11 protein-coding genes and 1 pseudogene are annotated in these 12,134 nt (G+C 44.0%); 5 read left to right on the top strand and 7 right to left on the bottom strand.

All coding sequences use genetic code 11. From position 1 onward, the window contains the following. Window positions 1–190: 190 nt before the first annotated feature. The 5 genes from A3712_RS02955 to A3712_RS02935 all read left to right on the top strand — a co-directional run bounded on the left by A3712_RS02955 (window position 191) and on the right by A3712_RS02935 (window position 6,569). Window positions 191–895 carry a class I SAM-dependent DNA methyltransferase gene (locus tag A3712_RS02955; RefSeq protein ID WP_063522216.1) on the top strand — a complete coding sequence of 235 codons (705 nt, stop codon included), beginning with the start codon at window positions 191–193 and terminating at the stop codon, window positions 893–895. 233 nt (window positions 896–1,128) lie between these two features. Then, window positions 1,129–2,565 (top strand): coniferyl aldehyde dehydrogenase, encoded by a 1,437-nt coding sequence (locus A3712_RS02950; RefSeq protein WP_063522215.1) that lies wholly within the window; start codon window positions 1,129–1,131, stop codon window positions 2,563–2,565. Further along, on the top strand, window positions 2,562–3,149 hold the full coding sequence (locus A3712_RS02945) for a TetR/AcrR family transcriptional regulator (RefSeq protein WP_063522214.1): 588 nt from the start codon (window positions 2,562–2,564) through the stop codon (window positions 3,147–3,149). The genes A3712_RS02950 and A3712_RS02945 overlap by 4 nt, the downstream gene beginning before the upstream one ends. A 491-nt stretch (window positions 3,150–3,640) precedes the next feature. Continuing rightward, window positions 3,641–5,215, top strand: a complete 1,575-nt coding sequence (locus A3712_RS02940) for an ATP-binding cassette domain-containing protein (protein ID WP_063522213.1) — start codon at window positions 3,641–3,643, stop codon at window positions 5,213–5,215. Window positions 5,216–5,330: 115 nt separating this feature from the next. Then, window positions 5,331–6,569 carry a leucine-rich repeat-containing protein kinase family protein gene (locus tag A3712_RS02935; protein ID WP_063522212.1) on the top strand — a complete coding sequence of 413 codons (1,239 nt, stop codon included), beginning with the start codon at window positions 5,331–5,333 and terminating at the stop codon, window positions 6,567–6,569. 123 nt (window positions 6,570–6,692) lie between these two features. Here the strand turns inward: A3712_RS02935 and A3712_RS02930 are convergent. The 7 genes and pseudogenes from A3712_RS02930 to A3712_RS02900 form a co-directional block, all read right to left on the bottom strand. Further along, window positions 6,693–6,881: pseudogene (locus tag A3712_RS02930) on the bottom strand (hypothetical protein); the annotation flags it as partial. After that, the gene (gene yqfB / locus A3712_RS02925) at window positions 6,877–7,191 is read right to left on the bottom strand and encodes a N(4)-acetylcytidine aminohydrolase (RefSeq protein ID WP_008224694.1); all 315 of its coding nucleotides are present in this window, start codon (window positions 7,189–7,191) and stop codon (window positions 6,877–6,879) included. The pseudogene A3712_RS02930 and the gene yqfB, both read right to left, overlap by 5 nt. A 209-nt stretch (window positions 7,192–7,400) precedes the next feature. Beyond that, window positions 7,401–7,754, bottom strand: coding sequence for a 50S ribosomal protein L20 (rplT, locus tag A3712_RS02920; protein WP_004733517.1), 354 nt, complete (start codon window positions 7,752–7,754; stop codon window positions 7,401–7,403). A 42-nt stretch (window positions 7,755–7,796) separates the two neighbouring features. Further along, complete coding sequence (gene rpmI, locus A3712_RS02915; protein WP_004738430.1) at window positions 7,797–7,991, bottom strand: 50S ribosomal protein L35; 195 nt, start codon at window positions 7,989–7,991, stop codon at window positions 7,797–7,799. 104 nt (window positions 7,992–8,095) lie between these two features. Next, complete coding sequence (gene infC / locus A3712_RS02910) at window positions 8,096–8,647, bottom strand: translation initiation factor IF-3 (protein ID WP_080566530.1); 552 nt, start codon at window positions 8,645–8,647, stop codon at window positions 8,096–8,098. Between the two features lie 2 nt (window positions 8,648–8,649). Next, window positions 8,650–10,578 (bottom strand): threonine--tRNA ligase, encoded by a 1,929-nt coding sequence (thrS, locus tag A3712_RS02905; protein ID WP_032549211.1) that lies wholly within the window; start codon window positions 10,576–10,578, stop codon window positions 8,650–8,652. A gap of 889 nt (window positions 10,579–11,467) precedes the next feature. Continuing rightward, on the bottom strand, window positions 11,468–12,079 hold the full coding sequence (locus A3712_RS02900) for a short chain dehydrogenase (RefSeq protein WP_063522210.1): 612 nt from the start codon (window positions 12,077–12,079) through the stop codon (window positions 11,468–11,470). Between the last annotated feature and the right edge of the window lie 55 nt (window positions 12,080–12,134).

The raw sequence follows: 12,134 nt of genomic DNA, 5'->3' as shown, positions 1-12,134 counted from the left end.
CATTAAAAATAAAGCACTTTCTAACAAAAAATTAGGTGAATAAAATAACAATGACGCATAAAATTCTTAGCTAATTTGATGATGTTAAGTCAGGGTTGTGACAAATATCGGCACTTCACTATCACAACTCTCGCTATCACCAAGATAGTCAGTATCCTGTACTTCCATACCTATTGATGAGTGTTAAATCATGTCCGAAATGTACACCACCTACGCAAAGCAATACGACTCTGCTGCTCGCGATAATATTTATAATGCCTTATTAGAACGCCCATCAACCATAGCCTTACTAGACGATGTTAAAGGGCTCGATATTGTCGACCTTGGTTGCGGCTCAGGTATATACGCACAGTGGTTTATCGACCAAGGTGCCAACAAAGTCACATGCACCGACCTTTCTCAAGATATGGTTGACCTAGTGAACGGAAAACAAATCCCCAATGTGACCGCATACACGCAAGATGCAGCTCTTGGTTTACCCAAAGAAGCCGATAACAGCGCTGATGTCATTGTGTGTCCTTTGGTGCTGCATTACATTGAAGATCTAAAGCCTGTCTTTGATGACGTGTATCGCGTTTTGAAACCAGGTGGCTACATCGTGTTTTCCACTCACCACCCATTTGCGGATTTCGAGTGCACCCTCTCAGGTAACTACTTTGAGCGCGAATTTATTCAAGAAGAATGGAACACGGTCGGCACACCAGTTCAGGTAAGCTTCTACCGCCGTTCATTAACAGAGCTTTGCCAAGCGGTCAGCCAATCTGGCTTGCTGATTTCACAAATCACTGAAGGCACAATCGACGAGAAAGCCAAAGCCATCTCTGAAGAAACATACGGGCGTCTATCAAAAAACGTTAACTTCATCTTCATGCGTTGCGAGAAAGTTTCAGCCTAACCCGCAAGCAAATCGGGTGTGCCTTTAACTACCCCAAAGGCACACTGTCACTTCTCGCAAACCTATCACTTCATCCTTAATACCCGCTTTTCCGTTGTTGGGCCCACTTAACTAAATTGCCAGTTCATTGCACAAAAAATAAACTTTTTCCGTCCATATCTTGTATTCGATCCTAACTTCTTGTAATTTCAACTGACCAACCAATCGGTCAGCCTTCGAATTTAGGGGATACTATGAGCCATAATCTAGAACTTGAACCAAACACGTCGAGCACCAAAGACATGGTTCAAATATTCAACCGACAGCAAGATCACTACCGTAACAACGTTAATCCAACACTTGAGCAGAGACGAAATGATCTCTCAGTCTTGAAAAAACTATTAATGCGCTACCAAGAGCAGTTAATTGAAGCGGTATCAGAAGATTATGGCCATCGAGCAAAACATGACAGCTTAATTGCTGACATCACCCCCTCTCTACACCAAATCAATTACAGTGATAAAAATCTTAAGAAGTGGTTGAAGCCTTCACGTCGTAAAGCCGGCTTGATGCTAACACCAGCCAAAATTACTGTGCATTATCAGCCAGTAGGTGTGGTTGGCATCATCGTGCCTTGGAACTTCCCAGTGATGCTCTCTTTGGGCCCTCTCATCACAGCATTGGCTGCAGGAAACACTGCAATGCTCAAGATGTCTGAGTTTACCCCTGCAACCAACCGTGTTTTGAAAGCGATGTTGGCCGAAGGTTTCAGTGAAGAGCAAGTCGCAATCATCGAAGGTGAAGCCGACGTTTCTGCTAAATTTAGCCAGCTACCGTTTGACCATATCCTATTCACAGGTTCAACCTCTGTTGGTAGGCACGTAATGAAAGCCGCAGCTGCGAACTTAACGCCAGTGACACTAGAACTTGGCGGTAAGTCTCCAACCATCATCGCACCAGATTTCGATGTCGCAGACGCGGTTGAACGTATCCTGTTTGCCAAGAGCTTAAACGCAGGTCAAATCTGTGTCGCACCGGATTACATCTTGCTGCCACGAGACAAAGTCGATGCATTTATCACCGCTTACAAGCGCTACTTCAAGAAGATTTATAAAGCAGGAATTGAGAGCAAAGACTTAACCTCAGTAGTTAACATGCGCCAGTACAATCGATTAAAAGGCGTGGTTGAAGATGCGAAGTCAAAGGGTGCTGTAATACACACAGTTACCGAGCAGGCACAAGACGACGTGAACCACAGAATGACACCGCATCTTCTCACCGAAGTGAATGATGACATGATGGCAATGCAAGAAGAGTTGTTTGGCCCTGTGCTACCTATCGTGCCTTATGATTCAGTTGAAGAAGCGATAAGCTACATCACCACCAGAGAACGTCCACTTGCCTTGTACCTAATGAGTCACGACAAGAAAACACAAGACAGATTCCTATCGGATACACACTCAGGCGGCGTTTGCATCAATGACTCTTTAGTGCATGTGGCAGCGGAAGACGCACCGTTTGGTGGTATTGGCCCTTCAGGCATGGGACACTACCACGGCATTGAAGGCTTCAAGACCTTTAGCCATGCAAAAACCGTGTTGACTCGAGGCAAAATCAACTTCACTAAGTTGATGCATCCTCCATACAACAACCCAATCAAGAAAATGATGTTCAAAGTACTGAATCGATGATGACAAAAAGGCAAAAAATCCTAGATGCTGCACTCCTACTCTTTTCCCAACAAGGGTTAAAGGGCACATCTACAGGGCAAATAGCGAAGACTGCTGGTGTAGCAAAAGCGACACTGTTTCATCATTTTGAAAACAAATCTCTACTGATTGATGAACTGTTTCGTGAGTTGAAAGTAGAGCTATTTTCTACTCTGACTCAACACACAGAAATCGCTGAACAAAATCGCTATCAAGCCTTTAAATTCATGTGGATGACCGGAATTGAATGGGCATTGGAAAACCCAGTTGCCATGAAGTTCTTCACCAATGTGCATTTTGACCCAACGACTCAAACTCGCGAAGTCATTGTCTCGCAGATGTTTGCGTCACTCGATGACATCATTTTGAAAGGACAGCAAGCCGAAGAATTGATGGTGTTAGACATTAATCTCGTTAGACACTTCATCCATAGCCACTTTTTGATCTGTGCGAACTGGCTTGTTGATCAGCAAGAGCCGCAGGCAGAGCAGTCAGAAAAGTATATCAACGACAGTTTTGATATGTGCTGGCGTGCTATTGGTGGTCAAGCGCAGCCGTCCTGTTAGCTAGACTATCAGCGGGCTGTAAGCTAAATACCCTGCCATTAAGTAGCGTCAAGTTTCATCGAATCAATAAAAGCGCCTCATCGGCGCTTTTATTATTTGGGTGCATTTTAATCACTTTACCCTGTTGACTTTTTAAGCCCGTATTCAGTACCATTCCACCATCATTTCAAAAGAGAATAACGCCATAATGAAGTACTAACATCCTGACATCCGATTTATTTTTTAAAATCATTTGGACACTCGGGGTTAGTGGGCGTTACTTCGTCATCTATTTTCGCGACATATTAAGCTCTTAAAGATCCGCCAATTAACGGCCTGCATCTTCAAGAGCGCACCTAAAAGAGAGAAACCATCTCAATACCGCTTTCTCTCTTTTATTGGTCACCCATCTAAGTAACGCCTATGGCGATCTGTTGTTAGCATCCAGCAGGATCTTGCACGAAAAGCGCCTCGCCCCTTTTACTCGTTTATACGCAAAGAGAGGTATTTTTATGCCTACTATCTTAGCCAATAATCTCTCATTCCAGCTCGATACTGGTGAGTGGCTATTTAAAGACATCACCTTCAATTTGAACTCGCGACTGACTGGCTTAGTTGGAAGAAACGGCGCCGGAAAGTCGTTGCTACTTTCATTACTCACGGGGCAAACGCAGCCGACATCTGGGAGTGTGTCTAGACAAGGCTCGATTGGTTTCTACTCACAATTGCCTTCACAACTTTTGGATAGCACGATCAGCATTGCTGATTTCTTAGGTATCACAAATAAAATCAATGCCTTGCATGCTATCGAACAAGGCAGCTGCGAGCTTCAACATTTTGACATCGTTGGTGAAGATTGGGATTTGCAAGAAAACACTCAGAGGCTGTTAGCCAATCTGAAAATAACCAGCGAGTTGGCCACGCCATGCAACACATTAAGCGGTGGGCAACTTGCCCTTTTACAGCTTCATCAACTGTTTACGTCAGACCACAACATACTGATTCTCGATGAGCCATCGAATCATTTAGACAGTGACGGGCGCAGCTGGTTAATAGAACAGTGCCAACAGTTTGAAGGCAAAATACTGATGGTTAGCCATGACCGAAGCCTGTTGAGGCACATGGAAGGGATCTACCACCTCAACAGTTTGGGGTTACGTTTCTATAAAGGAAACTACGATAATTACTTCAAACAAATGTCGAATCAAGCCGATGCACTCGATAAACAGATTGCTCATCACCAATCAGAAAAGAGACGACTGGAGCGACAAGCTCAAGCCAACAAAGAAAAAGCGCAACAGCGAGAGGCGCAAGGAAATCGACTGCGAAAATCAGGCAGTCAGCCCAAGATCTTAATGGATGCGATGAAAGACAAAGCGGGACGAACACAAGCAGCATCAGCCACTAGCCAAAATAACTTAAAGGAGCAAAATCAAGATAAGCTTCAATCTCTTAAAGAACAAAAAGAGCAACTGAAACCGCAGGCCTTGTATCTCCAACAGAGTAATAGCAAGAAAAAGAACGCGCTGTTAACGGTTGAAGATTGCCGACTTGAATATGGTTCTGGTACTGCTATCAATTTTTCTCTGTCACAAGGTGAACGCTGTTATCTCAGCGGCGCAAACGGCTGTGGTAAATCGACACTGTTAAAAGCGATTCACAACGAGCACTCGCACTACACCGGTACCATCAAACGCTTAGGATCTACGGTATACCTTGATCAACACTTTGGTTTGTTAGATACCCAGAACACTATGTTCGATAGCCTCATGACACATAGTGATGGGCTCACAGAAAGTGAAGCTCGGACATTGTTAGCAGGCATCGGCTTTAGGCGTGATTCTGTGTACCGCAAAGTCGCTCACCTGAGTGGTGGAGAGAAAATGAAGCTAGCGATGTTGATTGTCAGCCATAAGCAAGACTCCCCATTAGTGCTGCTTGATGAGCCAGACAATCATTTAGATATCGACTCAAAGCAAATACTAGCGTCAGCTTTGCGTGAATACCAAGGGGTTTTTATCTTAGTCAGTCATGACTTGGATTTTGTTGAGGAGGTCGGCGTTAGCCAAAATCGTATTCAGCTTTAACCTTAATATCAACGACTGGTGAGCTTAGATAGGCGAGTATTGTTGCGAATACTCGCCTTTCTCGATTGAGACAAGTACACTACGCGCCTCGAACATCTATTCATAAGGCTAAGGTTTGCATACTCTAGAGCAATTAAAATCAGGGCAACTTAAAGGTATTAAGCGCTTAAAATTATCAGAAGGTCTCACTGAGTTTCCATTAGAAATCTTGGACCTCGCCGATTCACTAGAGATTCTGGATCTTTCGGGGAACCAGCTATCACGCTTACCTGAAGAGTTATCACAGCTTACTCACCTGCGCATTATCTTTGCGTCGAATAACCTGTTCATGCACCTTCCTGACGTTCTTGGGTCACTTCCGAAGCTTGAAATGATCGGTTTCAAGACCAACCAAATCAAAACCGTAAGCGAAGTATCTCTACCACCTCAATTGCGCTGGTTGATCCTGACCGACAACGACATCGAAGTTCTACCGAACTCACTAGGTGAAAGACCACGACTGCAAAAGCTGGCACTCGCAGGCAACCAGCTTCGCATTTTACCTGAGAGCATGGAAAACCTGTCCAACCTCGAACTGGTCCGCTTGTCTGCAAACCAACTGACTGAATTCCCAGAGTTCCTTATCAAGCTACCAAAACTGGCCTGGCTAGCGTTTGCGGGTAACCCGTTTTGCAAACACCCTAGCAGCTTAGATAGCGTGCCTACGGTTAGCTCTCAAAGCTACTCGCTGAATCAAGTACTTGGCCAAGGCGCGTCTGGCGTGATCTCTCATGCAAGCTGGCTAAACAGCGACTTTAATTTCCCACAGGAAGTGGCGGTTAAAGTGTTTAAAGGCGAAGTCACCAGTGACGGCTACCCACACGATGAACTGGAAGCGTGCCTGCAAGCTGGTCACCATAACAACTTGGTAAAATCTATCGCCCAAGTAAAGGAACAAGATTACCTAGCTTTGGTGATGGAACTCATTCCAAACAGCTACTACAACTTAGGACTACCACCAACACTCGAGACATGCACGCGTGATACTTTCCCAGAAGGTTTTGAACTTCCGATCTCGCAAATCGACAACATCGTGACCCAGATGATCGATGTATTTAATCACCTGCATGACAACAAGGTTTGTCACGGTGATTTGTACGCGCACAACACCCTAGTCAATGAGCAAGGCCAAATGATCTTTGGTGATTTCGGAGCAGCGACCATCTACGGCTACCTAACAAAAGAGCAGCAACAAGGCATTCGACGCATCGAGGCTCGCGCTCTCAAGTACTTTATTAATGACCTACTAACGGTTTGTGCCAAGCAAGATGTTGAAAGTGAATTGTACTCACGCTTAGCAAGTTTTGAAGCATAAACGCAGCAAATAAACCGAGTTGAAAGAATGCTAACGCTCGTTAGTTTGCCAAGAAACAACAAAGCCAACATCACTGTTGGCTTTTTAGAGGCTCTCTTGCTTAATCAAGCTCGACGAAAAGAGTTAACGCTCAGCTTGCACCAACTTCAGATACAAATGAAGCTCGCCATTCTTATATTCCACCGCAGAGTGGATATTAAGGTCTGCTCGCGCTACAACCGCAAATTCATATCGGTTATCGCCTTTAGTAATCTCAGCGTGCAGTAAGCCGTCTTTTAACTGCCACCGCCCTACCGTCTTAAAGCGATTAAACCAGCTCGTAAGAAACAACGTAAAGCTGAGAGATACCTGGGTAGATATCTTGAATCACATCTTTCAACACTTGCAGCGTCATGTTCTCTTGTTGTGCATGGAACTCGCCCAGTTCATCGAACAAGATTGGTTCTACGCTGATGATCTTAAGATTACAGAATACGCGCCCTTCTTCTAACGTTGATACTTCAACAACGCTGCCCGGTTGGTAATCACGCTCTGATTCATCGCGAATAGTGATGGTCTTTTTTCCAGAAAGGATGTCAGCTTCAAAACGTTCGAAGAACGTCATAGTAGTTGGTGCGGTCATTTATCTCGGTCGCTTAACATTAAAGGTTAGGTAGATGTTTATATACCAGAATGCCTGTTCAAGCGAATAAAAATTAGATGCGGAAGTTTATCTCGTCACTCCCAAGACTGACGGAGGAAGGAGTTGGGAATATCTAGAGGTCAAATTACAGGTAATAAAAAAGGAGAACCGAAGTTCTCCTTTTCTTAAACCTTAAAGCTAACTCTAAATTATAGAGATGCTTTCGCTTTTTCAACTAGAACAGCGAATGCTGCTTTGTCGAATACTGCGATGTCAGCAAGAATCTTACGATCGATCTCGATAGATGCTTTCTTAAGACCGTTGATGAAACGGCTGTAAGATAGACCATTTTGACGAGATGCCGCGTTGATACGTGCAATCCAAAGTTGACGGAATTGACGTTTCTTGTTACGACGGTCACGGTAAGCGTATTGACCAGCTTTGGTAACTGCTTGGAAAGCTACGCGGTAAACACGTGAACGTGCACCGTAGTAACCTTTAGCTTGTTTTAGAACTTTCTTATGACGTGCACGAGCTTGTACACCACGTTTTACGCGAGGCATTATGCTTCTCCTAAACTAAACGAATTTATAAACTAAAAAGAATTAAGCGTATGGCATCATACGAAGAACTTGAGCAACTTCACACTTAGGAAGGATCGAGTTCGGACGTAGCTGACGCTTGTTCTTAGTAGTACGCTTAGTCAGGATGTGACGTTTACCAGCGTGCTTAAACTTAATACCACCAGCAGTTTTCTGGAAACGCTTAGCAGCACCTTTGTTGGTTTTCATCTTAGGCATGATGAATAACTCCGCATTGTTGAGTTGTTAATAACATAGTAATTAGGGCGAATAAAACCCCGCAACCAGAGGCTGCAGGGTTCAATTACTTGCAAAGCCGTTAATTACTTCTTTTTAGGGGCCAATACCATGATCATCTGGCGACCTTCAATTCTCGTTGGGAAAGATTCGACTACTGCAAATTCTTCAGTATCCGCTTTCAAACGATTAAGAACGTCCACACCGATGTCTTGGTGAGCCATTTCGCGGCCACGGAAGCGAATTGTTACCTTCACTTTGTTGCCGTCTTCAAGGAAACCAGTCAGGTTGCGTAGTTTTACCTGATAGTCTCCAATATCAGTTCCAGGGCGGAATTTAACTTCCTTAATCTGAACCTGCTTTTGCTTTTTCTTCTGCTCTTTCGCAGCTTTGCTCTTCTCGAAGAGGAACTTACCGTAGTCCATCACACGACAAACTGGCGGCTCGGCGTTAGGGCTGATCTCTACTAGATCCATACCAGCTTCATTTGCAGCTTCCATCGCTTCTGCGATTGATACTACACCAACAGCTTCGCCGTCTGCGCCAGTTAGACGCACTTCACGAACGCCACGAATGTCACCGTTTAAACGGTGCTGGTTTTGTTTGGCCGGTTGTTGGCCACGTCTTCCGCCTTTAATAGCTATTCCTCCAGATTGAGCTTACGGCTTGAAACCTCAGCTTGGATGTATGAAATAAAGTCATCCACTTTAAACTTGCCAAGGTCTTTACCTTTACGTGTACGTACTGCAATTTCGCCGGCTTCCATTTCTTGGTCACCACACACAAGCATAAACGGTACACGTTTCAAAGTATGTTCGCGGATTTTAAAGCCAATCTTCTCATTTCTCAAGTCTGCTTTGACTCTAAATCCACTTTTTTGCAGTTTTTTCGTAATTTCTTGTACATATTCAGACTGTTTGTCTGTAATGCCCATTACAACTGCTTGTTCTGGCGCCAACCATGTTGGGAAGAAGCCAGCGTATTCTTCAATAAGAATACCGATGAAACGCTCTAGTGAACCTAAAATCGCGCGGTGGATCATAACTGGCGTGTGACGCTCGTTATCTTCACCTACGTAAGTTGCACCTAAACGCTCTGGTAATGCAAAATCGAGCTGCACTGTACCACATTGCCATGCACGGTCCAAACAATCATGCAAAGTAAATTCAATCTTAGGTCCATAGAACGCACCCTCGCCTTCTTGAATCTCGTATGCAATCTCCATTGACTCTAGTGCAAGCTTAAGGTCAGCCTCAGCACGGTCCCACATTTCGTCAGAACCGACACGTTGCTCTGGACGAGTAGACAGCTTAACAACGATGTTTTCGAAACCGAAAGTTGTGTAAGTGTCATAAACCATTTCAATACAAGCTTTAACTTCTTGTTGAACTTGGTCTTCAGTACAGAATACGTGAGCGTCATCTTGAGTAAAACCACGAACACGCATGATGCCGTGAAGTGCGCCAGACGGCTCGTTACGGTGACATGAGCCGAACTCAGCCATACGTAGCGGTAGATCACGGTAAGACTTAAGACCTTGGTTGAAGATCTGTACGTGACCCGGGCAGTTCATTGGCTTGATAGCGTATTCACGGTTCTCTGAAGACGTTGTGAACATCGCTTCTGCGTATTTGTCCCAGTGACCAGAACGTTCCCAAAGTACACGGTCCATCATTAGTGGGCCTTTTACTTCTTGGTAATCGTATTCAGTCAGTTTTTGACGTACGAATACTTCTAGTTCACGGAAAATAGTCCAACCGTTGTGGTGCCAGAACACCATGCCTGGTGCTTCTTGCTGCATGTGGAATAGATCCAATGCTTTACCAATCTTACGGTGGTCACGCTTAGCCGCTTCTTCTAAACGAACTAGGTGAGCTTTAAGCGCTTTTTTGTCATGGAATGCAGTACCGTAGATACGTTGAAGCATCTTGTTGTCACTGTTACCACGCCAGTAAGCACCAGCTACGTTTAGTAGTGTGAAGTGCTGACAGAAACCCATATGTGGTACGTGTGGACCACGACACATATCGATGTATTCTTCATGGTGGTATAGGCCTGGACGGTCGTCTTTAGAAACGTTCTCGTCTAGGATTTCCATTTTGTATGTTTCGCCGCGAGCTTCGAAAGCATCACGCGCTTCCTGCCAGCTAACTTTCTTCTTAACAACCTGGTACTTGGTCTTCGCTAGCTCTTTCATGCGCTTTTCGATCTTTTCTAGATCTTCTTGCGTTAGAGAGTGCTCAAGGTCGATATCGTAGTAGAAACCGTTATCGATAGTAGGACCGATCGCCATTTTCGCTTCTGGGAAAAGCTGCTTAACCGCGTGGCCTAATAGGTGAGCACAAGAGTGACGAACGATCTCAAGGCCATCAACTTCATCTTTAGCTGTGATGATTTCTAGGCTTGCATCGTTTTCGATAAGATCACAAGCATCAACACGCTCACCATCAACACGACCAGCAATGGTTGCTTTCGCAAGACCAGGACCGATTGATAGGGCAACATCTAGAGTTGATACAGGGTTGTCAAATTGACGCTGACTACCGTCAGGAAGAGTAATAATTGGCATTATTTGTCCTTTACAGTGGTGTTGCACACCAAGCAACACATGAAAATGTTTAATATATGTCTTTCAATCAACTAGTACGCTGATTGGGGATATATGCATAATAAATATACCCACGGAGAAGCAAATACAGATGCCTCGCTCGTGGGTATCAGAGCATTGTAACGAAATTATACTAAATGACAATAATCCATAGAATTTACTAATCTAAGCCGTTGTTAGGCAAACTCGTATCATAAAAGTGCAGCTTTGAGAATTAGACGTACTTTGGAAGGTTTGCCAATCCCCTAGCAGCATTCCATTGAACAGGTGCTGCCCAGGATTGACTGTCCTCGAAAATCTACTGCCATGAGGGGCAAGCTGGAGTCAGCAATAAAGGCCCAATGGTTTTCTCATTTGAAGGTGCGCAAGGTGGGCACTCTATTGAAGCTTTTAATAGCTAGCTGAATTTACTATTGGCTGGCGTCTTACCAAAAGATAAAAACCGAAACTGGATACCTCAAATGGACACTTACTGGTTCGAGAAAAGTAAGGAGTAATTTAGTAACATTAGAATGGCTAAGAATGCTGATATTTATTCTTAGCCATTCTTGACTAAACTTACTTATCGGCGGGCTAGTCGAGTATTTGTCAGCGTAACAATAATGTCGCTTATAGATAAATCGTACTCTATATAAATATCGCCTCTATATTGTACAAAGTGATCCGTTAGCCTTACGAATTTAACAAGTATTAGAAAATTAGTGCGATGAATAAACAATATCGCACTAGAAAGAAGTTAGATTTATCAGAGTAATGACGAATATTTTCAATTGTTTATGAGTCAATGATTCCGGCCATGCTTAAAAAGCCCCCTAATCAGGAGGCAAATTCAACGAATAGCTGCATTTGACTAACTGTTCCCAGCGAAACACTTAAACGTGTAGCCGTTTTCTAATCCCGTAATTGAACGCTTGTAAGATTGTGCTACTTCTTTTGCTGGAATTGTTAAGAAACCAGGAAAGAAATCACCATATACAGGAATAGATTCCTCCAATATTGTCGGGCTCACCACATTGATTCTAATACCGCGTGGGGCTTCTAACCCTGCAGATTTCGCAAAGAACTCGATGGCGCCACCAACTGTCGTCGCGCTCGTACCAAAACGAATTGGGGAATCTGAAGTGATACCGGAAGTTAGCGTTACACTACCGCCATCATTTAAATAATTAAGCCCTTCTTCAGCTAAACGAATCTGCCCCATAAGCTTACTCTGAAGGCTAACTTCCCAATCTTGATCGCTATACTCTCCGAATGCTTTAAACGAAACTTGACCAGCCGTACTAATAATCGCATCGATATTGCCGACCTTATCAAAAGCAGATCTAATCGATTCACGACTACTTATATCAATAAGTACATTACCAGAAGTGATTCCCATTTTGATCACCTCATGATCTCTTTCTAGTAGTTCAACCACTACTCTACCGATTGTGCCACTTGCGCCTACGATTGCTATTTTCATTCTGCATTCTCCAAATAAGTTGTGTCGATGAGTGAACGGTTGATAGCATAAACAC

This window comes from Vibrio sp. HI00D65, assembly GCF_001635455.1.
Lineage (GTDB): Bacteria > Pseudomonadota > Gammaproteobacteria > Enterobacterales > Vibrionaceae > Vibrio.
Note: the sequence above shows the minus strand (reverse complement) of the source record. Positions and strands in the feature narration are given on the sequence as shown.

Coding starts and splice junctions, on each gene's coding strand:
- A3712_RS02955 (WP_063522216.1), top strand. CDS start 191: ATGTCCGAAATGTACACCACCTACGCAAAGCAATACGACTCTGCTGCT.
- A3712_RS02950 (WP_063522215.1), top strand. CDS start 1,129: ATGAGCCATAATCTAGAACTTGAACCAAACACGTCGAGCACCAAAGAC.
- A3712_RS02945 (WP_063522214.1), top strand. CDS start 2,562: ATGATGACAAAAAGGCAAAAAATCCTAGATGCTGCACTCCTACTCTTT.
- A3712_RS02940 (WP_063522213.1), top strand. CDS start 3,641: ATGCCTACTATCTTAGCCAATAATCTCTCATTCCAGCTCGATACTGGT.
- yqfB (WP_008224694.1), bottom strand. CDS start 7,191: ATGACCGCACCAACTACTATGACGTTCTTCGAACGTTTTGAAGCTGAC.
- rplT (WP_004733517.1), bottom strand. CDS start 7,754: ATGCCTCGCGTAAAACGTGGTGTACAAGCTCGTGCACGTCATAAGAAA.
- rpmI (WP_004738430.1), bottom strand. CDS start 7,991: ATGCCTAAGATGAAAACCAACAAAGGTGCTGCTAAGCGTTTCCAGAAA.
- thrS (WP_032549211.1), bottom strand. CDS start 10,578: ATGCCAATTATTACTCTTCCTGACGGTAGTCAGCGTCAATTTGACAAC.
- A3712_RS02900 (WP_063522210.1), bottom strand. CDS start 12,079: ATGAAAATAGCAATCGTAGGCGCAAGTGGCACAATCGGTAGAGTAGTG.